Source organism: Shewanella kaireitica (assembly GCF_023284045.1).
Lineage (GTDB): Bacteria > Pseudomonadota > Gammaproteobacteria > Enterobacterales > Shewanellaceae > Shewanella > Shewanella kaireitica.
In genome coordinates, this window is the sequence record NZ_JAKIKQ010000002.1 from 215,727 (window position 1) to 240,163 (window position 24,437).

The 24,437-nt window shown below is 44.2% G+C and carries 19 protein-coding genes and 1 riboswitch; of the genes, 9 read left to right on the forward strand and 10 right to left on the reverse strand.

Annotated features, from left to right (window positions below; translation table 11 throughout):
• Positions 1–16 precede the first annotated feature (16 nt).
• The 3 genes from L2730_RS03505 to L2730_RS03515 form a co-directional block, all read right to left on the reverse strand.
• Positions 17–1,066 (reverse strand): FecCD family ABC transporter permease, encoded by a 1,050-nt coding sequence (locus L2730_RS03505; RefSeq protein WP_248973329.1) that lies wholly within the window; start codon positions 1,064–1,066, stop codon positions 17–19.
• A complete protein-coding gene (locus tag L2730_RS03510) occupies positions 1,059–1,898 on the reverse strand; it encodes an ABC transporter ATP-binding protein (RefSeq protein WP_248973330.1) in 840 nt (279 codons plus the stop codon). The genes L2730_RS03505 and L2730_RS03510 overlap by 8 nt, the downstream gene beginning before the upstream one ends.
• Positions 1,899–1,955: 57 nt before the next feature.
• Positions 1,956–2,102, reverse strand: a riboswitch (cobalamin riboswitch).
• Positions 2,103–2,185: 83 nt separating this feature from the next.
• Positions 2,186–2,821 carry a histidine phosphatase family protein gene (locus L2730_RS03515; RefSeq protein WP_248973331.1) on the reverse strand — a complete coding sequence of 212 codons (636 nt, stop codon included), beginning with the start codon at positions 2,819–2,821 and terminating at the stop codon, positions 2,186–2,188.
• A gap of 243 nt (positions 2,822–3,064) precedes the next feature.
• Between L2730_RS03515 and metH the strand changes: the two genes are divergently transcribed.
• The 3 genes from metH to L2730_RS03530 all read left to right on the forward strand — a co-directional run bounded on the left by metH (position 3,065) and on the right by L2730_RS03530 (position 7,871).
• Positions 3,065–6,808, forward strand: coding sequence for a methionine synthase (gene metH / locus L2730_RS03520; protein WP_248973332.1), 3,744 nt, complete (start codon positions 3,065–3,067; stop codon positions 6,806–6,808).
• Between the two features lie 416 nt (positions 6,809–7,224).
• Positions 7,225–7,584, forward strand: coding sequence for a hypothetical protein (locus tag L2730_RS03525; RefSeq protein WP_248973333.1), 360 nt, complete (start codon positions 7,225–7,227; stop codon positions 7,582–7,584).
• Between the two features lie 89 nt (positions 7,585–7,673).
• Positions 7,674–7,871 carry a hypothetical protein gene (locus L2730_RS03530; protein WP_220740119.1) on the forward strand — a complete coding sequence of 66 codons (198 nt, stop codon included), beginning with the start codon at positions 7,674–7,676 and terminating at the stop codon, positions 7,869–7,871.
• A gap of 127 nt (positions 7,872–7,998) precedes the next feature.
• Here L2730_RS03530 and L2730_RS03535 read toward each other — a convergent pair whose 3' ends face one another.
• Both L2730_RS03535 and L2730_RS03540 read right to left on the reverse strand, forming a co-directional pair.
• Positions 7,999–9,042, reverse strand: coding sequence for a flavin-containing monooxygenase (locus tag L2730_RS03535; RefSeq protein ID WP_248973334.1), 1,044 nt, complete (start codon positions 9,040–9,042; stop codon positions 7,999–8,001).
• A gap of 164 nt (positions 9,043–9,206) precedes the next feature.
• Positions 9,207–10,148, reverse strand: a complete 942-nt coding sequence (locus L2730_RS03540; RefSeq protein WP_248973335.1) for an alpha/beta hydrolase — start codon at positions 10,146–10,148, stop codon at positions 9,207–9,209.
• Between the two features lie 814 nt (positions 10,149–10,962).
• On the opposite strand from L2730_RS03540, the gene L2730_RS03545 reads away from it, so the two are divergent.
• Together L2730_RS03545 and L2730_RS03550 are read left to right on the forward strand one after the other, a co-directional pair.
• Positions 10,963–13,095: a bifunctional metallophosphatase/5'-nucleotidase gene (locus L2730_RS03545; RefSeq protein ID WP_248973336.1), complete on the forward strand. Its 2,133-nt coding sequence runs from the start codon at positions 10,963–10,965 to the stop codon at positions 13,093–13,095.
• Positions 13,096–13,211: 116 nt separating this feature from the next.
• The gene (locus L2730_RS03550; protein ID WP_248973337.1) at positions 13,212–14,414 is read left to right on the forward strand and encodes a YibE/F family protein; all 1,203 of its coding nucleotides are present in this window, start codon (positions 13,212–13,214) and stop codon (positions 14,412–14,414) included.
• 81 nt (positions 14,415–14,495) lie between these two features.
• Here the strand turns inward: L2730_RS03550 and L2730_RS03555 are convergent, their stop codons facing one another.
• The gene (locus L2730_RS03555; RefSeq protein ID WP_248973338.1) at positions 14,496–15,374 is read right to left on the reverse strand and encodes a LysR family transcriptional regulator; all 879 of its coding nucleotides are present in this window, start codon (positions 15,372–15,374) and stop codon (positions 14,496–14,498) included.
• A 362-nt stretch (positions 15,375–15,736) separates the two neighbouring features.
• Here L2730_RS03555 and L2730_RS03560 point away from each other — a divergent pair, with 362 nt between their 5' ends.
• A complete protein-coding gene (locus tag L2730_RS03560; RefSeq protein ID WP_248973339.1) occupies positions 15,737–16,195 on the forward strand; it encodes a PACE efflux transporter in 459 nt (152 codons plus the stop codon).
• A gap of 46 nt (positions 16,196–16,241) precedes the next feature.
• Here the strand turns inward: L2730_RS03560 and L2730_RS03565 are convergent, their stop codons facing one another.
• A complete protein-coding gene (locus L2730_RS03565; RefSeq protein WP_248973340.1) occupies positions 16,242–16,631 on the reverse strand; it encodes a ribosome recycling factor family protein in 390 nt (129 codons plus the stop codon).
• A 196-nt stretch (positions 16,632–16,827) separates the two neighbouring features.
• Here L2730_RS03565 and L2730_RS03570 point away from each other — a divergent pair, with 196 nt between their 5' ends.
• Positions 16,828–17,343: a TetR/AcrR family transcriptional regulator gene (locus L2730_RS03570; RefSeq protein WP_248973341.1), complete on the forward strand. Its 516-nt coding sequence runs from the start codon at positions 16,828–16,830 to the stop codon at positions 17,341–17,343.
• Positions 17,343–18,419: an alcohol dehydrogenase family protein gene (locus L2730_RS03575; protein WP_248973342.1), complete on the forward strand. Its 1,077-nt coding sequence runs from the start codon at positions 17,343–17,345 to the stop codon at positions 18,417–18,419. Before L2730_RS03570 ends, L2730_RS03575 begins: the two co-directional genes overlap by 1 nt.
• Positions 18,420–18,517: 98 nt before the next feature.
• Here L2730_RS03575 and rihA read toward each other — a convergent pair whose 3' ends face one another.
• The 3 genes from rihA to L2730_RS03590 all read right to left on the reverse strand — a co-directional run bounded on the left by rihA (position 18,518) and on the right by L2730_RS03590 (position 23,127).
• Positions 18,518–19,474: a pyrimidine-specific ribonucleoside hydrolase RihA gene (gene rihA / locus L2730_RS03580; RefSeq protein WP_248973343.1), complete on the reverse strand. Its 957-nt coding sequence runs from the start codon at positions 19,472–19,474 to the stop codon at positions 18,518–18,520.
• A 246-nt stretch (positions 19,475–19,720) separates the two neighbouring features.
• Positions 19,721–22,327 (reverse strand): [protein-PII] uridylyltransferase, encoded by a 2,607-nt coding sequence (gene glnD, locus L2730_RS03585; protein WP_248973344.1) that lies wholly within the window; start codon positions 22,325–22,327, stop codon positions 19,721–19,723.
• A gap of 218 nt (positions 22,328–22,545) precedes the next feature.
• Positions 22,546–23,127 carry a TetR/AcrR family transcriptional regulator gene (locus L2730_RS03590; RefSeq protein ID WP_248973345.1) on the reverse strand — a complete coding sequence of 194 codons (582 nt, stop codon included), beginning with the start codon at positions 23,125–23,127 and terminating at the stop codon, positions 22,546–22,548.
• Between the two features lie 141 nt (positions 23,128–23,268).
• Between L2730_RS03590 and L2730_RS03595 the strand changes: the two genes are divergently transcribed.
• The gene (locus tag L2730_RS03595) at positions 23,269–24,321 is read left to right on the forward strand and encodes an alkene reductase (RefSeq protein ID WP_248973592.1); all 1,053 of its coding nucleotides are present in this window, start codon (positions 23,269–23,271) and stop codon (positions 24,319–24,321) included.
• Positions 24,322–24,437 lie beyond the last annotated feature (116 nt).

Genomic DNA, 24,437 nt, shown 5'->3' on the forward strand with positions numbered 1-24,437 from the left:
TTAAACCGCAACCTCGTTAAGTGCGTTTTGCACTGCGGCTGCCTAAAATAAACAGGAAAAATATACTTCCCATCACCGCGGTGATAATCCCAACGGGTAACTCTTGATAGCTCAATAACGTACGCGCCAATACATCCACCCAAACCATAAATAGCCCGCCTATCGCTGCAGTTAACAGCAACGGGTAGCGACCAGGAAAAAGTAAACGCACCGTGTGAGGCACCATTAAACCGATAAAACCTATGCCACCACAATTTGCGACTAATATCGCCGTGATAAGAGAGCACAGTAACAACATAGATAAACGCAAACGTCCAACGTTTATCCCTAAAGTGTGCGCGGTCTCATCGCCGGCTCGCATCGCTATGATCTGCCTCTTAAATAGCAGAATAACGAGCGTACAAATCGACACAATAATCGCGGGTAGAATTAACCCTGTCCAACTGGCTTTCGCAAAGCTACCTAAGCTCCAAAAAAGCACTGAAGCGGCTGCTTGAGGGCTGGAAAAATACAGCAGTAAACTTGCCATGGCGCCGAACATAAATGAAATAGCGACACCAGATAACAGCATCCGCTCCACCTGGGTCGACAAATTACGACCACATAGCCCAAGCACCATTAATACCGACAAACTGGCACCAATAAATGCACCAAGAGGTAAGCTTAGCCACAATATACTTTGACTAAATAAGGTCAAAACCACCACAGCGCCAAAAGACGCACCAGAAGAGATCCCAAATAGATAAGGGTCCGCCAACGGATTACGCGTCACAGTTTGCAGTACGCTGCCCGCAATCGACAGGCCAGCTCCGGCAATAAACGCGAGTATGACTCGCGGTAATCTTAGCTCCCAAATAATACGTTCAGTCACACCTTGATTTTCACCTAGGCCGAGAATTTTGTGGCTAAATACCTGTAACACATCATTAGCTGAGATACTCGCCGCACCATAACTGGTTGCGGCAAATGGCGTGACAACCGCTATTAGCAATAGCGAGATTATTAATAGTAATTGGTAGGACTGCTGCCATTTAGTCTGAGCAATAGCAGACAATGAATTAGACATTGTTGCCCCCAGCATCTAATCCATGATGCGATTTACTGCCCGGTTCATAACCGTAGAAATAGCTAATAAGCGGGTTACCGTGTTGCGGGTGAGGTTTCACTTCACAACAGACATCAAACACTTCGCCGATACGTTGCTCCGTTAACACGGTTTTGGGCGTGCCTTTTGCCAAACAGCGCCCGTTATCAAGCAGCAATAGCTCATCGCACAAGGCACTGGCGAGATTGAGATCATGAATAGAGGTGATAACCGTAATGTTAAGGGTGTGCAGTAACTCTAACGTTTGGATCTGATAGCGGATATCAAGATGATTTGTAGGCTCATCTAAAATCAAAAGCTGTGGTCGTTGAACAATTGCCCGAGCGATCAGCGCTCGCTGTTTCTCGCCACCAGATAAGCTTTCATAAGCTTGGTTAGCTTTATCTGCCAAGCCCACTTTAATTAAAGCCTGAGCGACAACGTCTCGATCATCAGCATTGGTGAATTCAAAAGCACTTTTATGGGGCGTCAAACCAAGATTAACAAGCTGAGAAGTGGTCATCTCAAAATGATGCGGTGTATCTTGCAGTACAACAGCAATCTGCTGAGCAAACGCCTTTGCCGATAGCACAGAGATCGGTTGACCAAATAAATGAATTTCACCGCTTGTAGGTTTGATAAAACGATAGAGACAGCGCAGTAAGCTGGATTTACCCGCGCCATTGGGACCAATAATCCCCAGCATCTGGCCTTTAGCTAAACTAAATTCAATATCTGATAATATGGACTGGCCATTTAATTTCCAGCCTAAGCCGCGAACAGTAAGTACTGTTTCTGATGCCTGACTAGACATTCAATAAACTGCAAAGCATGTGCTAATAAACTCCCTTGAGACGCCCGCTCAAGTTATTCAATATGGTTAAGTTAGGCTGGTATCTGACTTGAGGCGAAAACATTATCGCCCCATACAGTTGCGGGTACAGTCCGGACTCATTGGCCGTTTTCGGCCACCGGTTCCCAATTTGTGCGATTAGGCACCTAACTCAAATTTAGTTTGTGTGGTTTACCTCATTTTTGAGGTAATAATCCGACAGTTTATCATGCAAAGCCAATAAGGCATTGCACTTGATCAATTACTCGCTACTCCAGCCCCCAATTAAGGGTTAAATAACGCTGGTTGCCATCATCTAACGCATCGATAACCACAGTAGCGGCATAGGGCAATTTAAGTGCGCTGTAGATCCCTGAGCACTGTTTTAGCCCCAGTGATTTTGCCATTAAGTGCCTAATCACTCCGCCATGGGTCAGCAGCACAATGACTTTGCCTTTATGTTGCTCAAGTAAGGCGTCCCAAGCCTTATCAACTCTAGATTCAAAAGCTTGCATTGTTTCGCCATTTGGCGGCGTATGTTGCCATGGGTTGGCCCAATAGCTATCTAGCTGTTCAGCAAATTGCAGATAAAGCTCGCTGAAAAGCTGCCCATCCCAATCGCCGAAATTAAGCTCCATAAAGCCAGGCTGTTCAACAAAATCTATATTGTGCTGCATGGCAAAAGCTTGAGCAGACTCTGAGCAGCGCAATAATGGTGAACTCACCACCAGATCCGCCGTGCTGTTTTTAGCCAAATTACAGGTTTTACTATTTTCAAGTGTCGAAAACGCCACATTTAGCTGCTCTTTTCCAGCCAAACTCAGCACAACATCCGTATGTCCACGTAAAATATTACCGCCTTCGCAGGCGCCATGACGCAGTAAAACAATCTTAGTATTCAGCACTTAATAATCCAACCAACTATATTTATCAATTACTTAAAAGTAAATCGTCACAAATTCTAAGTGAAAAAGTATCAGGTTTTAGGGGTTGCACTTTCGCTAACGACTCACGTATTATGGACGTCTATACGTATAAATGTCCAAACATAATTAACTTAAGCTAGTAATGCTAGCTTTTAGTTGATAAGAATGGACAAAGTAACTGCATTTTATATTTTGCGACTCTGTATTTGGTAGGAATTTTTTATGGCAACACATACCCTGAGCCCAGTCCCGCACACCCAAGATACTGCCGACAAGGTGTTAGCTGTTCTGACTAAAAAGCTAGAGGAAGGGATCCTACTGCTTGATGGTGCAATGGGCACCATGATCCAAGATCGCAAATTTGAAGAGCAACAGTTTCGCGGAGAACAGTTCAAAGACTGGCATTGTGATGTAAAGGGCAACAACGACATGTTGGTTCTCACTCAGCCAGAAGCTATTAAGCAGATCCATAAAGATTACTTTTTGGCTGGCTCCGACATTATCGAAACCAATACCTTTAATGCTACCCGCATCGCCATGGCTGACTACGATATGCAGGCACATTCGGCGGAGATAAATTTACAGGGCGCTCGCCTTGCACGTGAGGCTGCCAATGAAGTTGAAGCAGAAACTGGCCGGCAATGTTATGTTGCAGGTGTGCTAGGCCCGACCAACCGAACTTGTTCAATCAGCCCAGATGTTAACGACCCTGGTTTCCGTAATGTGAGTTTTGACGAACTCGTAGAAGCCTATATTGAATCAATCAATGCATTGATTGCCGGTGGTGCCGATATCATTATGGTTGAAACCATTTTTGATACCCTCAACGCAAAAGCTGCGCTATTTGCCATTGAAACCGTGTACGACGCCCAAGGTTTCCGTTTACCGATTATGATTTCAGGCACGATTACTGACGCCTCTGGTCGCACACTTACAGGACAAACAACAGAAGCGTTCTACAACTCACTGCGTCACGTAAAACCACTAACTATCGGGCTTAACTGTGCATTAGGGCCAAAAGAACTACGCCCATATGTGGAGGAGCTGTCCAAAATATCAGAGTGTTTTGTTTCAGCGCATCCCAATGCTGGTCTTCCCAACGAGTTTGGTGGTTATGACGAAACACCTGAGCAGATGAGCGATGTAATCGAAGAGTGGGCGCAAGAAGGCTTTTTAAACGTAATTGGCGGCTGTTGTGGTACCACGCCCGCTCATATTCGTGCGATCCGCGAAGCCGTTATTAAGCATCCTGCGCGAAAGCTGCCAGATATTCCAGTAGCTTGCCGCCTATCAGGGCTTGAGCCGCTGACGATTGATGAAAATTCACTGTTTTTAAACGTCGGTGAACGTACGAACGTCACCGGCTCAGCTAAGTTCTTACGCCTGATTAAAACCGGCGAATATGAAGAAGCGCTCAGTGTTGCCCGCGATCAAGTCGAAAATGGCGCGCAGATCATCGATATCAACATGGATGAAGGCATGCTCGACGGCGCTGTAACCATGCATAAGTTCCTCAATCTTATCGCTTCTGAACCCGATATATCTCGAGTGCCTATTATGATCGACTCCTCAAAGTGGGAGGTGATTGAAGCAGGCCTGAAGTGTATTCAAGGTAAAGGCATCGTTAACTCTATTTCCCTAAAAGAGGGCGAAGAGAAGTTTATCGAGCAAGCCACACTCGTGAAACGCTACGGCGCCGCCGCCATCGTGATGGCATTCGATGAGGTCGGCCAAGCCGACACTAAAGCGCGTAAAGTAGAAATCTGTACCCGTGCTTATAACGTGCTGGTCGACAAAGTGGGCTTCCCGCCAGAAGATATTATCTTTGACCCAAATATTTTTGCCATTGCTACCGGAATAGAGGAACACGACAACTACGCGGTCGACTTTATTGAAGCCACTGCCGAGATTAAACGTACCTTGCCCCACGCGATGATCTCTGGCGGTGTATCTAACGTGTCGTTCTCGTTCCGCGGTAATAACCCGGTACGTGAAGCGATTCATGCTGTATTCCTTTACCACTCCATTCAAGCCGGTATGGACATGGGCATTGTTAACGCCGGACAGCTAGCGATATACGATGATATTGACCCTGAGCTAAAAGAGCGGGTCGAAGCCATTGTGCAGAACTTGCCTTGCACCGTTAGCGACTCAAGTAACACAGAGCTGTTATTAGAAGTCGCCGAAAAATTCCGTGGTGATGGTAGTCAAGTTGCTAAGAAAGAAGATTTAGAGTGGCGTACAAAGCCAGTTAATGAACGCTTAGCTCATGCACTGGTAAAAGGTATTACCGACTTTATTGATGAAGATACCGAAGAAGCACGCCTACAAGCCAGTCGACCACTCGATGTGATTGAAGGGCCGTTAATGGATGGCATGAATATCGTCGGCGATCTATTTGGCTCTGGCAAAATGTTCTTGCCGCAAGTGGTCAAGTCTGCACGAGTGATGAAAAAAGCCGTTGCTTACCTCAACCCTTATATCGAACTTGAAAAGGTCGCCAGCCAGTCCAACGGCAAAATTTTGATGGTGACGGTTAAAGGTGACGTGCACGATATAGGTAAAAATATTGTTGGTGTGGTACTCGCCTGTAATGGCTATGAAGTGATTGATTTAGGCGTCATGGTACCAGTTGAGAAGATCATTGAAGTCGCCAAGGCTGAAAATGTCGATATTATTGGCATGTCAGGGCTAATCACCCCAAGTCTAGATGAGATGGTACATAACGTTAAAAGCTTCCATAAAGCGGGCTTAACTATTCCATCGATTATTGGCGGCGCGACCTGTTCTAAAATCCATACAGCCGTCAAGATAGCGCCTCACTCACCTGAAGGTGCTATCTATATCGCCGATGCTTCACGCGCCGTACCTATGGTGTCGAAGTTGATTAATAACGATACCCGCCAAGCAACGATTGATGAAGCCTATCAAGAATATGATGTAATGCGCGAAAAGCGTCTGTCGCAAACCAAACGCAAAATTATCACCTCTATCGAAGCTGCCCGTGAAAACCGTTGTCAGCATGACTGGGAAAACTATACGCCATTCGTGCCGAATCAACTTGGACGACAAGTCTTTGATGACTATCCATTGGAAGATTTAGTTGAACGTATAGATTGGACGCCCTTCTTTAGAAGCTGGGAGTTACATGGTCATTTCCCACGTATTTTAGAGGACGAAGTGGTCGGTATTGAGGCGCGTAAACTGTTTGCAGATGGTAAAGCCATGCTGCAAAAAATCATCAATGAAAAATGGCTCACAGCCAAAGGCGTTATCGGACTGTTCCCAGCCAATACAGTTAACCACGATGATATTGAGCTGTATACCGATGAAACTCGCAGCGAGCTTGAGATGACCACTCATCATCTACGGATGCAGATAGAACGTGTAGGTAACGATAACTTCTGTTTAGCGGACTTTGTAGCGCCAAAAGACTCAGGCGTTGCCGATTACATGGGCGGTTTTGCGGTTACTGCTGGCCACGGTATTGATGAACACGTGGCACGCTTTGAAGCGGATCACGATGACTACAGCGCCATTATGCTCAAATGTTTAGCCGATCGTTTAGCCGAAGCTTTTGCCGAGCGGATGCATGAGCGCGTACGTAAAGAGTTCTGGGGTTATGCGAGTGATGAAGCTCTTGATAACGAAGCGCTTATTCGTGAAAAATACAAAGGGATTCGTCCAGCACCTGGCTACCCTGCATGTCCGGATCACACCGAAAAAGGCCTGCTATGGGATTTATTAAAGCCAGATGAAACTATCGGACTAAACATCACCGAAAGCTATGCCATGTTCCCAACCGCAGCAGTATCCGGTTGGTACTTTGCTCACCCTAAATCACGCTACTTTGGCGTGACCAATATTGGTCGCGATCAAGTAGAAGATTACGCCGCGCGTAAAGGCATGAGCATCGAAGAGACTGAGCGTTGGTTAATGCCAGTTTTGGATTACGATCCAGAATAAAAAGCCCAGCCTTAAGCGGCATGGAAAACTTGTTTACTCAATGATCGCAGAGTGCAAGAATCCATCTTGCACTCACTAAAAGGGGAAAGCGCTTTCCCCTTTTAGCTATGCCACGCAGCCTCGCTAAATCCTTTAAAACGTAGCAACCTCACAGCGGGCTCATTTATCCAGCTGAAAAACAAACCTTGCGCGCGGTAATAGGGTTTACTCGGCACGCGTTATCCCTCCTAACTAAACCTTTTCCTCACGTTGACGCATAGATTGATAGAGTGCTACAGCATATGTATTCAATTCACTAAACGGCTCTGAATTGAATTTAGCTAAAGTAAAAACAAGTTAACTATATTCACTAATCGATTTAACGTAGAGTGTAGATTAAGATAGGAAGCATCGAGATTAATAAGGATATTGGTACGGTGGAAAACTTACAAAAAGAGATCCAGTTGAATGGCTATAGAACTGAATTAAAAAATGACCAGCTTAAGGTTAAGCTTGGTGGACTCACTAACTCCGCACATATCAAATGGGACATAGCCTTAAACCGATTTCGGCTATCAGATAAAGATACTTACCTAAGTATTACAATCGCTTATTTTTGTGGCTATGGAATATATTTATTACAAACACAAAGCCTTTTTATGGGGTCACTGTTTATCTCAGTAGCGGTGATTCAACTTGTCAGCTTACTCATTTCGCAAATAAAATCTCTACCGCTACGCACCATCGTAGAGTCATATAATGCCAAACTAAAAGGCCAAGAAAGTCAGCCCAGCTAAAGTCATGCTTTTAGGCTATTGCGATGGACATAATTTAGCCATAGCTTAACCAGTGCCAATATAGGCTATTCACATTCAAAGGATTTGATATGAAATTTAAAAATATAGCAAAAGTGGGTTTAATTGGATTGGGGCTATCTATCGCCGCATCAGCTTATGCAATGAGCTGTCAGCAATGTGCGAATCAGTTTGACGACTGCTTAATGCAGGAAAATGGTGCTAGACAATGCCTAGTCCAATTTAGACAATGTGTGAGTGCTTCAGGTACTAACTGCCAGATGAACTAGCATTGCCCCGTTAATATGTCTCATGAGCTGATGGAATGAAAAATCAGCTCATGATTATCTATCTACCTGCTTATTGACACCTCAGAAAACACCATAAACAACTGCAGCCCTTCTAACGCTAAGCGCTTTAGCGCTGCTCCAAAATATGGCTCATCAAGTATTTGGCATCTTTCCAAACACCGCCTAAGGTTGCAGAGCCGCGGGTATATAACCAAGGCAAGCCAATGAAATAGAGGCCATCGACGTCATTACTCACGCCGCGATAGTTACTCGGGTAGTTCATTTCATCAAAAGAGATATCTTCAATCCAAAAGAAATTAGGTTTAAAACCTGTCGCCCAGATGACATTCTTGATGCTACTCACGTTGCCTTTTTGAAACTTGATGCTGCTTTCATCAGCGGATAAAGTCCTACCCATATGGATAACATTGTCTTTAGCCAAAACGGACTTCACATCAGTGCCAATTACTGGCTGCACACCGGTGCTTAGCCACTTACCTATTTTGCTAAAACGAGAAACCGATAAAAAGCCTATCTTGGTAAACCACCACCATAAGGTTTTCCCCAAAAACGATTGTGGAATAGAGGCTATTTTATCAGTCCCAGAAAAGTGCACTTTGCGCCCAGTTTCGGCAATCTCCGATAAGATTTGTACCCCAGAATCACCCGCTCCAACCACTAGGCAATCGCCATCTTGTAACTGCTCAGGGCTCTTATAATTCTCACTGTGAAGCTGGGTAATATTTGGCGCAATATCAACATGGCAAGCGGGGGTATAAGGGGTATGGAACGGACCTGTGGCAATAATCAACTGCTTAGCTTTATAACTTGCGCTATCGCTGCTGATTTCAAAAATACCATCCACTTTTTTTACGGAACTAATTTTTTGATTGAACTCAATCGGCATCGAAAATTTATCTACATAGCTCTTTAGATAATCAGCAACTTCATATTTATTCGGGTAATAGCCTTTAGGGAATGGAAAAGGCATTCCTGGAAGGTGGTTGTATTCAGCAGGGGTGAAAAGCTTTAGTGAATCCCACCGTTTTAGCCAAGGTGCACCAATATGTTCGTTGGCATCTAAAATCAGGTAATCTTTGTTATTTTTTGATAGGTTGTAAGCCATAGACAGCCCAGATTGACCTGCGCCGATAATAATAAATTCTTTCATGGTTCCCAAATGCGTGCATATTGTTTTTATTATGCGCGCTATTCTAACAGAATATGACCTCTAGGCCTGACCGTTGCAGTAAATGAAGTATAAGCACTAGTGTAAACATTGGCTTATTTAACCAGTTATTCAAGACGTTATGAATCGAAAGCAGGTAGCCATTATTACTTTTGCTGCTGTGTTTTAGCCTCGGCTTTACGCTCATTTGTTTGCTGTTGAATTGCATCGCCAATATATTGGTGAATATCGAGTAAAATAGAAAAGTGATTTTCATCAGCTAATTTTTTTAAAGAACTTCCTGCAAGCCTTGGCCGATTAGCCTCAGCAAATGCAATAACCTTACTCGCATCAAACGCTTCATCCTTATCACCAATCCATAAGTCGTAACTTTGCAGTTGTTGCAGCTGTTCATCTGGCGCTTCAGGAGTCAGTGCGTTAGACATATTAACCGTATTGAAAGATACAATTTTAGGATTACTATCCAGCACTTGCTGCGGAAAATGATATTGAACAGCCTTTGAATGGCCCATAAGTAAGCCACCACTCATAGCATTGATCACAAACGGGTAAACACTGACAGAGCTAAAGGAGTACAGCTTGGGTTCATCATGTTCAGTCTCTGAGCGAAATCCTAAATAAGGGGCCACAAAGAAATAACCAGCAGTACTCTTTTGTTGCTCCCAGCTTGAGTAGTTAAGGATTAGCCCTGCACCTGAAGAGTGGCCAGCCAAGTAAAGCGGTAAACTCGGGTAGCGTTTACGCACATGTTCGATAATGCTGTTGATATCTTGCCAAACCTGTTCTGGTTCAGGAGCGTCGCCTCTAGGGCCAGATGATGAACCGTGTCCACGAATGTCAGGAGTCAATACCGCAATGTTATAACTATCACGCAGCCCCACGCCAACATGTGGATAGATTAAGCCACTATGAGCACCAGCCCCATGATAAAAGAGAACGACAGCTTTAGGCTTTTGTGGAATATAACTGCGTAGCGCCAGAGTTTCACCATCGCTGGCAGCGATAAATTCAAGTGGAGGAACTGTCGCAGCGGGGACTTTTTTTATTTCATTAAGGGAGAAAAAATCGCTGGGCTTATTATCATCCACAACTTCCCCATTAGCTTTTATGCTAAAAGTAAACAGCAAAAAACTGATTAGGAATGCCGTCAGTATTATATTCGATATTTTTTTCACTTTACTCTCCCTATAAAGTTTAACGAAAACAGTCAAGACATAATGCTCATATTCACAAATACAATTGACTCAACCCATCTGTTTACACCATAGTATTTATATACTGAGCTATAGGATATCTAGAGAACTATTTATTAGCGAGCGTAAATATTGGCAATATTCTAAAGGCATCGACATTATAAACTTTGTGTTAAGTATTACTACATCAGCAGTAAGTATATTAGTCGATAATTTCATTTTAAATGAGATTGTAAATAATGATAAACGGTCAACGAATTACAGTAAAAACAGATAAAATCTAATCTAACCGCTTATGGATTTCATTACTCGTTGTAAACACTGAGATTTTGTCACTGCATTTCGAAAATGTTCTTTTACAACCAACATGTATCCATTTGTAACGCATTATGTGTGAAGCTGATCACGACCATTAATATTAAAGCCGATACAATTCAACAGAGTTAATTAAAAGTTACTATAAAGTATCTAATTAACTATTTCGTAATTTACTTAAAGGCTAAGGAATCTTATTAAAGAAAAAACAGAGCGAAACATTCTATCTCTTATCTATTTACAAAGAGATTATATAGTTTCAATAACACGACTCTGATTTGGCTTTAATAAAGCATTAGGATAACCCATTAATTCTAATATTTTAAACCATAAGAATTAGCCTTATTCATATTGGTGCAAATAATGCGCTATTTAAAATAATACGGGGTTGAACATGAAAAAAACTACTCGCAGTGTATTGTGCTTAGCAGTACTAGCGGCTTTAGCTGGCTGTTCGGATGATGAAACAATTATTAATACCGATAGCGGCTATGCACCTGTTGTTACGCAGGGAAAAACACTAACCAATACACCAGACATCATCGTAAAGAGTCAAAATGAAGTCGACGAAGTCACCATTACTATTGGGGCAACGTCAGATCTTCACGGCCGAATTTTTGGCTATGACTATGCGCTAGATGCAGTAGATTCAGATGCAGGTTTAACACGTATTTCCACTTTGCTTGAAACAGCAAAAGCGGACAATCCAAACATGATCTTGATTGATATCGGTGATACCGTTCAAGGCAACTCAGCACAACTTTTCAACGACGATCCTACTCACCCTGTCGTTGCAACCTTAAATTCACTTGATTATGACCTTTGGGTTCCAGGTAACCATGAGTTTAACTTCGAGCGAAGCTTCATCGATCGTAACCTAAACCATTTCAATGGTGCTGTTGTATCAAACAACATCAAATGGGAAGAGAACGATGCCAACTACATCCGTGCCTTCCAAGTTTTCGAAGTTGATGGTGCCAAAGTAGCAATCGTGGGTGTAAGCCCATCAAACGTACCTAACTGGGAAGCCTCTGCACCAGGCCACTTTGCAGGTCTTAAGTTTGATGAAGAACTTGCCTCAACGCGTGCAGCAGTTGATGAGTTGATCGAGAAATTCAGTCCTGATGTCATCATCGGTGCTTTCCATATCGGACGTAGCTCCGAAGGCGGCGCTGGCGTGCATAAAATTGCTGCAGAAATGGCCGATAAGTTTGATGTGATTTTAGCAGGACATGAACACGCGACTTATATTGAAAGTATCCAAAAAGCTACTGAGGGTGCAGAGATAGCCTCTACAGATATCTCAATTGAAGGTGCTGATACCACTGAAGATAAAACCTTGTCTGGCACTTATGATGAAAGCAATCGTGCTCAGAGCGTTAAAATCATTGAACCAGGCAAGTGGGGCTGGGCGCTAGCTAAGGCCGATATTAAGCTTAAGAAAAACGATGGTAAATGGGAAATGGTCGATACCACTCTGAGCAATATCACCTCAAAGAATATCGAAGAAAGCCAAATTACCACTGCACAGTTCCAGTATGTTCATGACATCTCTAAAGCGGACGCTCAATTGGTTCTAGGCCTTGTCGGTGGCGACTTTACACCGGGCACAGGTGCAGACGAAGCGGTTCATGAAGATTACGACCATGAATCAGGCCGCCTGTATTCAACCATTCATACTGCTAAAGTAATGGATACTGCGTTAATGGATTTCATTAACCAAATCCAGCTAGAGAAATCTGGAGCAGTCGTCTCTGCCGCGTCTTTGTTCTCAGATAGCTCTAATCTCATTGACGGTCAAGAGTACGCTAAGAAAGATTCAACTAACCTGTATAAGTATGACAATACCCTTATCGGTATTAATATGACAGGCGCCAACCTTAAGCGTTATATGGAGTGGTCTTACACTTACTTCAATACCTACAAAGACGGTGACATTACCGTATCGTTCCGCAAAGGTGCTAAAGCGTACATGTACGATCAGTTCGATGGAAAAATTGAGTTCGTGGTTGATTTAGCTGGTGATTCATTCGCAATGGATGACAACTATACCGTCACTAATGAAGGTAATCGCATCGAGATCATCGAAATTGATGGTAAACCATTCGATGCAACGGCTATCTACAAGGTTGCGCTAAACAGCTATCGCTGGGGTTCAAACATTAAGAAGTTTGGCTGGGCAAGCGGTGAAGATGTTTTCTATGATTCAGTGAATGAACCTGTTTACGCTATCCGCGATATGTTGACTGAGTACGTGGCAGACAACAAAGGCGTAAATGCCAGTGATTTCACTAACCCTAACTGGGAAATTAAGCAGTACCAAGATAACGGTGCTATTACCCTACTCCGCACCGATAATGGTTCAGGTCAGGCTCTATGGAATAGACTGATTAGCAAAGAAATTTGTGTCAACATTGATCCAGATAACCCTAAATACCCAGGTATTTTGGATGCGGTCAATGTCAATGACGTGAACTCATATACTGTGAATCCAACCCAAGATTATGCTGGTTGTGTTACTGAGTAAATCGCAGTAAAAAAGGCCTGTTCGCAGGCCTATTCTGTTTAAGTTAATGGCGAATTCCTACCGACAAATTCGCCGTTAACTTAACAATATTAGCGCCAACGAATGACTAATACCCTATGCTAAAAAAATATCGATTCACCCTATTTATTGCTTTGGTTTCAACACTTATCTTTTATGTTTCTCCAAGCTTAAGCGACAGTTTAAAACCAAAGACACCGCTACAACAGCAGTTCGTAGAGGCTAGTGTAGTCTCAGTTATCTCTAATAACCTTGCTCCAGATCCCCGTGTCCCCTCTATATTAACGGGCTTACAGGTTATAACCGCAGAGATCTTACAAGGCAATGAAACAGGTAAAATCGTCGAAGTTCAGAATCCTCTCAGCCGACAGCATAATGTGCTTGTGGCTGAAGGAGACATCTTTATCATGATGATAAGAGAGACGCCAAACGGTACGGTGTATTGGGCTTATAACCACAAACGCTCCACCGCTATCTACTGGATGTGCTTTGCCTTTCTATTATTACTGCTGTCATTCGGCAAGAAAGAGGGATTGAATTCAGTTATCTCACTCTATTTTACCGCCGCGCTGATTGTCGGCGTGTTAATCCCTGCAATTTTTGCAGGCTGGAATCCAGTTGTCATTACCATCATCCTGATGGGACTGAAAATCGTCGTCAATTTCATATTAGTCTCCGGCTACAATCGCAAAAGTTTTTGCGCCATGGGTGGCACCTTACTCGGGGTCATTGCGGCCGGTATTATGGCGCAGGTGTTTGGTGAATTTGCCAACCTTTCTGGCATCTACTTAGATAAAGGCGAGGATGTGATCTACCTTGCTACCCAGCCTATTCAGATCCGCTGGTTAATGTTTGTTGCCATCATGATTTCAGCATTGGGCGCAGTCATGGATGTCGCGATCTCCATTGCATCGGCCTATAACGAGTTAAAGATCACCGACCCAAAACTCAGCCCAAAACAGCTAATGAAAGCCAGTATGAATATCGGACGAGATATTATGGGTACCATGACTAACACGCTCATTCTCGCCTTTGCTGGCAGCTCTTTAACCACCATTATGATGGTTTGGGGTTTAGATATGCCGCTCACGCAGTTTATCAATACTCCCGTTATCGCCTTAAGCATTATTCATGCGCTAGCTGGCAGTGTTGGTATAGTGCTAACCATTCCTCTAACGGCTTGGTTAGCAAGGTATATGCTCAACGATACGATCCAAACAAGCGAAATAAGCCAAGCATTAGCAACGCCAGCACCAGCAAACCCGTCTACACCAACGTTAACTGCAGAGACCCAGTGTTGAGCTAAATGGAGTCGCAAAACTGGCCTCATGTAGCAAAGACATATTGCGATATGGGGTCAGGCTAGCAGCTGATTTTTCTCACTAGTCGTCAAGTAGATCTGTCACTGCATCAGCCAACCAGCTTAACGCCGGCCCTTTGGCTTTTTGTTTAGCAATCACTCGGTCAATGGGCACACGCCATGGCTTATGATCAAAGCTAAGTTGCAAGCGTACCATCTCACCTTGACGCTCATATTGCTCTGCCATGTAAGCCGGAATATATCCCCAGCCTAACCCTTGTTTAACCAAGGCGTTGATTGCATTAAAACTGCTGCCCCACCAGATATGTGAAGAAACATTTGGGCTGTGGGCTAACGCTTGCCCATCAAGACTACGGATCAACAGCTGGCGGTGGGGGATTAGATCAGCAACAGATACCATCTTAAGCTCAGCCAAAGGATGCCCGGGACTGACCACACCATTAAATGGCATGTTTCCAACATAACAAACATCGACTTTCTGTGGAAACTCGCTGCTGGCAAACATTAAGCCCAAATCCACTTTACCACCATCAACCAAGCTTAATACATCTGGAGTCGCTACTGCATACAGCTCAAGATTAGTACCCGGAAAATGCTCTGCAAAAGAATCTAATATACGTGCCATCATCGGCAGCAACGCATCATCGATTGCTAGCTTAATCTCGGTTTCATGGGAAAGATTAAGCGCATTAGTCACAGAGTCTAACTCGTAGGTTTGCCGTAAAATGGCCTGCGCAAAAGGCAGCAATCTTTCACCGTGAGCAGTCAACGTGGGTTTGCGGCTAGTACGATCAAAAAGGCTAGTGTTTAGCTCTATCTCAAGGTTCGCGATTCCTTGACTCACTGCTGATTGCACCTTGCCGAGCCGTCTAGCACACGCCGAGAATGACCCCGATTCAGCAGTTTCAACAAACATTCTTAACTGTTCCAAGTTATACATATCACTTTTCCTGATAGTAACTAACTAGATTCTTTCTCTAATATTGATGATTATACCCGTACTACCTCAAAGTGCATGTTTCAGAGCAACCTGAGCGAAACTAATTCAAGGCGCAAAGTCGCAGTAATGGTCGCTCCCTTTTTAGGCTTTGTAACGTCGAAGTGGGTTTGCTCAGGCGCTCCCATTGGGGTGGGTTTAACAGTGATTTAGTCTGCGTGACTGACCTTGGCAATAGACTAGCTATTGCACCGCGGCCAAAGCCTTGTCTAAATCACTGTTAATTCCCACTGAAATCAAGCGTCTTGAGGTAGAACGGGTATATCCCCCTAAGAACTACTGAACAAGCTAAAGTGAGACTGATTATGAATGTTAAAGAGCGTATTTTACACAGCGTATTGTTTGAAGCGATTGCCTTGGTTTTCGTCATCACTGCGGCGCTAGTCTTTACCGATACAGAAGCAAAATCAGCCACTGGCTTGGCTGTCGGCTTGTCGTTAATCGCCATGGTATGGAACTACATCTATAACTTAGGCTTTGACCGCATCTTTGGTCAAAACCGCATCAAGCGTTCTATAAAGATGCGCTTAGGCCATGGACTCGGATTTGAACTTGGCATGATTGTCGCCACACTCCCTTTGATGATGTGGGTGCTACAACTGGATTTCTGGACCGTATTCATTATGGATTTAGGCGTGGTTATCTTCTTTCTGGTGTACGCGATTATCTATAACTGGGCTTACGATGTGATCCGTGAACGCTTATTTTCAAGCCGCGTAGCGAACAGCAATACTATTGCCCAATCAATTAAACCAACAGCTTAAATATCGAAGCTACAGACTCAGCTATAAGGCTGAGTCCTGCAATCCCCTACCAAGGTTCTGCGTTAAAACGTGCACTTCTGGCTTCACTTAGGGTGCAATCGGTGAGATGGATAAGCTCAGCAAGCGTGATATTGTCGTTTTCACTGATTAAACGAGCCAGTTTGGCTGATAACGGCTCTAATTTATCAGCATGTTTCAGTAGCGCTGTTTCAAGCTTTTTAGTTAGATAAATCCACTCGCTACTGGTTTGAGATTTTAACTGTTCTTTAAATGATTGAATACTCATCGCCTCCCCAGTTACCGCCCAGTTACGTGAGCGACGCACACGCTTTAGCTCACAACTATGTAGCCGAGCAAGTACTTTAGCTTGGTTAGTTGAGTCTCTACCTATTCGGTGAATAAGCGCAGGAAGTGAGATGGTGACTTTTTCGTTCATAGCGTCATTTTACACATTAATTCAATCGATATTTAGTCATTAAATCGGCTATCTCGAAAACTACTTAATCTTTGACCGCCATACTTACTGTGATTTTAAGTGAGCAATAATACAAAAAACATAGCTGGAGTTGACACAGGTAGAATGAACACTCTACCCTAGGTGGAATATTTACTCTACCTTAAAGATGTATATCATGCCAGATCAACAGATCGCCGCCAATCTTGAAGCTGCTTTTGCTCTACACGGCTTTGCGCAACCCAGTGTCGCTATATTGCAAAAAGCCAGCGGCGTGAGTCTGCGCACCCTATACAAATACTATCCTTCAAAAGAGCAGATGATTATTGCTGCGTTGGAGCACCGCCAACAACGCTACCTTGCATTCTTAACTCAAGGTGCGCCATCACTAGGCTTAGACGCTGTTACCCATACCTTTAAACAATTGCATCGATGGATGAAAGAATCTGCACCTAACGGTTGTATGTCTATGCAAGCCATTGCAGCATTTCCAGATAACCAGCAGATTGCCCAAGCCGTTAACAGCCACAAGCAAGCCGTGCAGCAATTTCTAGGACAACAAAGTCAACATCCGGATTGTGCTGAAACGCTTTTTTTGATCCATGAAGGAATAGCGAGCGCTTGGCCATTAATGGGAGAGACTATTATTAACAGTGCAGAGCAACTTACCCGCATTCTATTAGGGCCCAAATAATGAAACTGACAGCATCTAGCTCGATTCCAGGCAATATCCCAGACACGATGGAAGCGATGACTTTAGTCGGCCACGGTGATTTTGACATGTTGCAGCATAATTCAGCTGTAGCAGTGCCAACAATACTCGATAACCAAGTATTAATTAAAGTCTCTGCTGCAGGTGTGAACAATACCGATATCAATACCCGTACCGCTTGGTACTCAAAAAGCTCTGCAAACAGTAAAGATGCCAGTTGGTCAGGACAAGCACTGACATTTCCACGCATTCAAGGCGCCGATGTCTGCGGTGAAATCGTTGCCGTCGGCAAAAATGTTGATCCACAACGTATCGGCCAACGTGTGTTAATTGAACCTTGCATCACACATGTAAACGGCAAGAAATTAACGTCGCCTTGGTACTTTGGCTCAGAGTGCGATGGTGGCTTTGCACAATACACTAGCGTGGATGCAGTGCATGCATACGCGATCAACTCCGCTCTTTCAGATATCGAACTGGCTTCCTTTCCTTGCTCATACTCTACAGCAGAAAATATGCTGACTAAGGCCAATGTATCAAGCCAAGAGCGAGTGCTTATTACGGGCGCGTCAGGTGGTGTTGGTTCTGCCGCGGTGCAGCTTGCAAAAGCGCGTGGTGCATTTGTCATTGCTATCACTAGCAGGGAAAAACGAGAACAGCTATTGAGCATTGGCGCAGATCAAGTCATTGATCGCAGCGATAATCTGCTGACAGTGTTGGCCAGCAACAGTGTTGACGTGGTTATTGACCTCGTTGCAGGTAAACAATGGCCACAACTACTAGAGCTACTTCGCCCGGGCGGACGCTACGCCGTTGCAGGTGCCATTGGCGGACCAATGGTGGACCTAGATGTGAGAACACTTTACCTTAAAGATCTTAGCTTGTTTGGTTGTACAGTGTTGCAAGCAGGGGTGTTTCAGGCGCTGATTAAGCATATCGAGCAGAACAACATAAAACCCTTGATTGCAGAGGTTTATGCTTTAAAAGATATTCCAGCAGCACAGCGCTCATTTTCCCAAAAGCAGCATGTAGGCAAAATTGTCATCGACATCAAGTAATAGTCAAAGTGCTTACTTTTGTCGTGGCCATGGTTACGTTACCGTGATGGCAAGTCGCATAGCAGTAGGAGCTCGCTCCTACTGCTTTTATAGCAATCCTAATCAGTGTAAGCGTTTAAACATTCAACAATCAGATCAACAAAACCCTCTCTATCTAAATCGCAAAGTACCTGAGTATTGTGTGGATGTTGCGTCAACTGATAGCGATCAACAACTGTCATCCCTTGGGTATGTTCGCCTTTGGTTTCCACACAAACCCAGCAATCGTAAGTGCTAAACAGCTCAGGTTTAAGTAAGAAAGCGATGGTACAAGGATCATGCAAAGGCGCCCCTTCAAAACCCCATTTCGGATCGCGATGATAGATCATGAAAAAGTCCAACAGCTCAGCAACGCACTTGGCTACATGGTTAGGAATCTTTCTTATGCGCTCAATATCCTCATCCATAATTTGCGCTTGATGAGTCACATCCAAACCACACATGGTGATTGGGATCCCCGCTTTAAACACCATGTCAGCGGCTTCTGGATCGACAAAAATGTTGAATTCAGCCGCGGGAGTCCAGTTTCCAGCACCAGCAGCGCCGCCCATCAACACAATGCGTTCAACCTTGCTATGCAGCTCTGGGTAGGTTGATAAAAACAGTGCAATATTGGTAAGCGGCCCCGATGGCACCAAGGTCACAGGCTCACTACTTGCTCGCACTTGCTGTGCTATTAACTCGATAGCTGAACATGCTAATGGCTCAAAGTTAGGATCGGGTAGCTCAGGACCATCTAACCCGCTCTCACCATGCACATTATCAGCAATAATCAGTTCACGAGCTAACGGCTTAATGGCACCACCAGCAACTGGAATATTTTTGCGGCCTAACATAGTCAGCACTCGCAGCGCATTGTTTAAGGTTTTATCGGGAGTTTGGTTACCTGCACTAGTGGTCACCGCTAGCGGGTTCAACTGCTTGCTGCTCAGAGCAAGAATAAGAGAAATTGCATCATCATGACCTGGGTCGCAATCAAGAATGATCGGTCTTGGGGAATGAACGGCATTAGACATGGGTAAACTCCATCACGGTTACTATTACTAGGACTAGTGCTCAACATCCTAGAGTCTAGCGAGTATAAAAACTGTGAGCTATTAAGGGGTTTTAATTGAATAGCGACCCAAACGGTTCGTTTCAAATCAAGCATATCAATCACAAGAAACAGAGATGTTGCAGCTATTTGGTGATTCAATAATAAAGAATAACTAAGCTTTTAGCTGGCGCAATACCACGCTAAAAGCTTAGTTAATTTACGAGGATTAAGCGGGGATCTGTTCTTTAATAAAATCAACAAAGAAGGATTTTAGCGCCTGCTTGTTTTCTTCATCTAAAGATTGCCCATCTTTATCAGAAACTAAGAACACATTATCCACTTGCTCACCCACAGTGGTTATTTTTGCTGAGTGGATATTAAGTTCAAAGCGTCTAAAACCACTGCAGAAGTGGCTCATAAACTGAGGGTTATCCAGCGCAGTCACACTGATCAGTGTTCTGTCTTTTTTGCGAGAATGCAAAAACTCCACTTTAGGTTCACTGGCAAAAGAGCCCAGATTACTGTTCTGACGCTTCTTCGACAGCTTTCTGTTTTCAAACAGTACCTGCTTCAGTTTCTGCTTAATACGTTCACGCCGTCCTGCGGTTCGGATCGGGTGATGGTCGTAGTCGAGGATCTTTAATGACTCCACCACATAACCATCTTTTGTTTTGGAGATATGGGCTTGCTGCACTGAGATCTGTAGCGAGGCCAAAGTATTAAATAGCGTCACAAACAGCCCGGGCTTATCCTTCATATACACAAACAGATCACTACTGCCCTTAGTGGTGTTCTCATCAAGCAGGATAAGCGCTCTATCGGCCGGGTACTTTGTCATCGCCTGCGAGTAACGGGCTATTTCACTAGGCTGGGCATTACTGAAGAATGACAAGGGTAGTCGCTTCCAAAGCTGCTTAATCGCCTCTGGAGTTTCGCTGACTCCCATCAATTCTAACGCTTCGTTTTTATGCTCACGAACTATTGTTCGCTGCTCTAGCACATTCTCTAAACCGTTTCGCAGCGCATAACTTATCGACAGATAGAGATCTCTAAGCAAGGTGGCTTTCCAGTTAGTCCACAAATCGTCATTCGTTGCCTTAATATCGGCAACCGTTAAACAATACAGTGCATCAAGTCTAGCTTTAGTGCCTATCGCTTTGGCGAGGTTTTTCACTTCTGACGGGTCATAAATATCGAGTCGCTGTGAAGAGAGCGACAGCAACAGGTGGTTTTCAACTAACCAAGCAATAACCTTTGCTTGCGACGGTTTCAGCTCGTGGAACTTAGCAAACTGCAGCGCGTCAACCGCGCCAAGTTCACTGTGGTCGCCGCCGCGCCCTTTTGCTAAATCGTGGAATAATGCCGCTAACAGCAGCACCTCTTTATTCTCTATCGACTTGTATACTGCCGCCGGTTGTACCAGCGATGGGTTCTCAGGTTTACCACTTAACGCATATAAGTTTTTCAGCAACTTGTGGGTATGCTCATCAACGGGGTAGACATGATAAAGATCGAACTGCATCTGACCACAGATCTCACGCCACTGCGGCAAGTAGGAGGCTAAAATGCCATGCTTATGCATCAATGACAGCGCAAGTCCCATCCCTTGCGGATGCCTAAACAGTGCAAGAAACTCTTTGCGGCAGCGGTGAAAATCTTGTAAGTCGCCCAACAAGCGTCGACGGACTTGACGGATTAGTCGAATAGTTTGCGGCGAAATACCATCAATATCATCGGCATTCTCAGCAATATGAATAAACAGCGCGATAAGCTGCTTACGGTCAACAAAGACATCATCATGACGAGCATTGATCATCCGGCCATTGATCTCAAAATGTTGGTTTATCGGGGTGGATTTTTTATCGAGCTGTACCAGTATTTCATCTTTAAAATACTGCAGCAGCATTTGATTAAGCTCGCTAATACGCCTCATTGCTCGGTAAAGCTGGCGCATCATTTTTTCAATAGCAAGGTGACTATTATCACCAAAGCCCATCAAGCTTGCCACATCGCTTTGAAGCGCTATGAGCAGACGGTTTTCAGAGCGCTGAGCGGCAGCATGCAATGCCCAACGAACCCGCCAGATAAAGTGCTGTGACTCTAATAGTTCCGCATGTTCATCGGCGGTAAAGAAACCAAATCGTCTAAGTGCTGCCATATCTTGAGCGGCAAAGTATTTGCGGGTAACCCAGATAAGCGTTTGAATATCACGCATGCCGCCAGGGCTATTTTTAAGATTAGGTTCTAAACTAAAAGCACTGCCCTGAGCTTTTTGATGACGTTCATCTTGCTCAGTGAACTTCGCTTTAAAAAAGGCTTCACTGCTCCAAAGATCATCACCATATAACCGCCCTAATACCTGCTTTGCATGGGAATCTGGCCCACTTAAATGACGGATTTCAAACAATGAGGTAGCAACGGTAATATCATCTTTACAGGCCTTATCTGTCTCATTTAATGCTAAAACACTGTGGCCGAGCTCTAAACCTATATCCCACAACTGCGTGAAAAACTGGCCAATATGCTCCTCTTGCTCTGCTGTAAGCTTTTCATCAAACAATACGCAAATATCGATATCGGAATGCAGATGCAATGTTTGACGGCCATAACCACCAACGGCATTGAGGGAGATGTTTTCATTATGGAGATCGGCGCAAGCCCAAAGGTGTTGCAAAAGGGAATCGAAGAAGTCAGCCCGCAGCTTTACGATTTCGTCGATAGCAACGTGAGTAAAGTTTTTATTGAAGTAATTGTCGGCATCTTGGATTACTTTCTTATAATCGCTGATCGCCATTTTTGCATTGAATTGAGGTGATATATCAGAGTCCGGCATGCTTCTCCTGTAGCTACTGCACTGGGTATAATCGCTCGCGTTATACTCATTAAACCATTATGCAATGCCCTTAAAATGAACAAACAGGGTAGATGATCCCAACTAAAATTACAAACCATCAACAAATAGAGCACGCGAGCTCAAACACCAATTAGCGCCATACTAAAGATATTTTACAGGCGCAGCAGGCGGCAAAAGTAAGCCCAGTTTATTGAAGGTTAAGCTGTAATGTCAGCGAAGAGTTGCTCCGCAAGCTGTTGCAGCGTCTCTGCCTCTGGGTGTGTATGAGCGAAAGTCCTTAAGCCATAAATACCCATCACTAAATAACGTGCTAGATGCAGGCTATCACGCTCGCTACTAAGCTCACCGTTAGCCTGCGCCTTAGCAATCACGTCTGCAATCCCTTGCTGCCAATTCGCTAAATTCTCAGTAATGATTTTTTGTACATCTTCATCTTGTTGCGCCATCTCATTAAGCGCTTTTGTCAGTAAACAGGCTTTTGCAGCTTCACAGCTAATGCACTCCTGTACGATGTTATCCAAATAAGCTTTTAACTCGACAAGTACAGCATGGTTACCTGAGAAGAACTGCTGAAATTCGGCGCTTCTATCGGTTTTGTATTGCTCTAATGCCGCGATCAATAGGCCACGTTTATTATCAAATGCGCAGTAGATAGAACCAGGGTGTAGACCTGTGGCTTTGGTCAAATCTTGCATACTGGTCTTGCCATAACCTTTGTCCATAAAAGCGGTCATGGCAGATCTCAATACTTTTTCTCTATCAAATTCGGCATTGCGCATGCGGCCTGAGGCTCCAAAGGTTAACTTAACTAAACGCGATAATCTGAGTGTACTTAATTTTGAATGTTTGTTCAAAATAATACTTGAATGATTATTCAAATAAGAATATCTTGAATGTTCATTCAAGAAACGGAGATCACCATGACTGACAATCTATTTCAACCATTTGCACTCAACGACACCATTACCTTAGACAATCGCATTCTTATGGCGCCGTTAACTCGTTGCATGGCAGATGATGAACTAGTACCGACTCAGGCCATGGCTGATTACTATGCCTGCCGTGCAGAAGCCGGGCTTATTATCTCTGAAGCGGTGATTATTCGCCCCGATGGACAGGGCTACCCTAATACTCCAGGCTTGTTTACCCCGGCACAAATAGATGGCTGGCGCACCGTTACCGATGCAGTGCATCAAGCAGGCGGCAAAATATTTGCCCAGCTTTGGCATACAGGTCGAGTCGCGCACCCATACTTTTTCGAAAAGTCAGGCACCGCTGACGTATTGGCTCCATCGGCAATAGGTCTTGAAGGCAACCTGTCCAGAATGCGTGAACTAAGCTACCAAGTGCCAAAAGCGGTTAGCCATGATGACATTACCAAACTCATTGCCGATTACGCCCAAGCCGCAGCAAACGCAATTGATGCTGGTTTTGACGGCGTTGAGATCCACGGTGCAAATGGTTACCTCATCGATCAGTTTTTACATCACGACAGTAATCGTCGCAGCGATGAATATGGTCAAAGCCCAGAAAATATGGCGCGCTTCCCATTGGCAGTGGTCGATGCAATCTGCGCCCGTATCGGCAATGACAGAACCGCTCTTCGAGTATCACCAGGGGCTTATTTTAATATGGCTAGCGACGATAGAGATCGCAGCGTATTTGACTATTTTTTAACAGAGCTAGAGCAGCGTGATTTAGCTTTTTTACATATCGGTATTTTCGACGACGCGATGCAGTTTGACTATCTAGGCGGCAGCGCTTCAAGTTACGTGCGCAGTGTTTACAGCAAAACCTTGGTGGGAGTTGGTAGTTATAGCGCCGAAACGGGCAGTGCGGCAATTCGTAACAACCAATTCGACCTGCTTGCTATTGGTAGACCCTTTATTGCTAACCCTGATTATGTTGCCAAAGTAAGGCAAGGCAACGAACTAGTATCATATTCAGATGAGATGCTAACCAGCTTGGTATAAAAGTTTTACGTAAAGATCATCAACCTGTGTCTTTAGGTACTTTTGAGACAGAAGAGGTTAACCCTATGGTTAACCTCTTTTTTTATCTCTAATACCAACTGCAAGTTAACAATACA

What these genes read in the sequence shown, in the direction of transcription:
- L2730_RS03595 (WP_248973592.1), top strand. Translation starts at nt 23,269, where the DNA reads ATGACTGACAATCTATTTCAACCATTTGCACTCAACGACACCATTACC.
- L2730_RS03510 (WP_248973330.1), bottom strand. Translation starts at nt 1,898, where the DNA reads ATGTCTAGTCAGGCATCAGAAACAGTACTTACTGTTCGCGGCTTAGGC.
- glnD (WP_248973344.1), bottom strand. Translation starts at nt 22,327, where the DNA reads ATGCCGGACTCTGATATATCACCTCAATTCAATGCAAAAATGGCGATC.
- L2730_RS03550 (WP_248973337.1), top strand. Translation starts at nt 13,212, where the DNA reads ATGCTAAAAAAATATCGATTCACCCTATTTATTGCTTTGGTTTCAACA.
- L2730_RS03535 (WP_248973334.1), bottom strand. Translation starts at nt 9,042, where the DNA reads ATGAAAGAATTTATTATTATCGGCGCAGGTCAATCTGGGCTGTCTATG.
- L2730_RS03570 (WP_248973341.1), top strand. Translation starts at nt 16,828, where the DNA reads ATGCCAGATCAACAGATCGCCGCCAATCTTGAAGCTGCTTTTGCTCTA.
- L2730_RS03590 (WP_248973345.1), bottom strand. Translation starts at nt 23,127, where the DNA reads ATGCGCAATGCCGAATTTGATAGAGAAAAAGTATTGAGATCTGCCATG.
- L2730_RS03560 (WP_248973339.1), top strand. Translation starts at nt 15,737, where the DNA reads ATGAATGTTAAAGAGCGTATTTTACACAGCGTATTGTTTGAAGCGATT.
- L2730_RS03555 (WP_248973338.1), bottom strand. Translation starts at nt 15,374, where the DNA reads ATGTATAACTTGGAACAGTTAAGAATGTTTGTTGAAACTGCTGAATCG.
- L2730_RS03565 (WP_248973340.1), bottom strand. Translation starts at nt 16,631, where the DNA reads ATGAACGAAAAAGTCACCATCTCACTTCCTGCGCTTATTCACCGAATA.
- L2730_RS03575 (WP_248973342.1), top strand. Translation starts at nt 17,343, where the DNA reads ATGAAACTGACAGCATCTAGCTCGATTCCAGGCAATATCCCAGACACG.
- metH (WP_248973332.1), top strand. Translation starts at nt 3,065, where the DNA reads ATGGCAACACATACCCTGAGCCCAGTCCCGCACACCCAAGATACTGCC.
- rihA (WP_248973343.1), bottom strand. Translation starts at nt 19,474, where the DNA reads ATGTCTAATGCCGTTCATTCCCCAAGACCGATCATTCTTGATTGCGAC.
- L2730_RS03545 (WP_248973336.1), top strand. Translation starts at nt 10,963, where the DNA reads ATGAAAAAAACTACTCGCAGTGTATTGTGCTTAGCAGTACTAGCGGCT.
- L2730_RS03530 (WP_220740119.1), top strand. Translation starts at nt 7,674, where the DNA reads ATGAAATTTAAAAATATAGCAAAAGTGGGTTTAATTGGATTGGGGCTA.
- L2730_RS03505 (WP_248973329.1), bottom strand. Translation starts at nt 1,066, where the DNA reads ATGTCTAATTCATTGTCTGCTATTGCTCAGACTAAATGGCAGCAGTCC.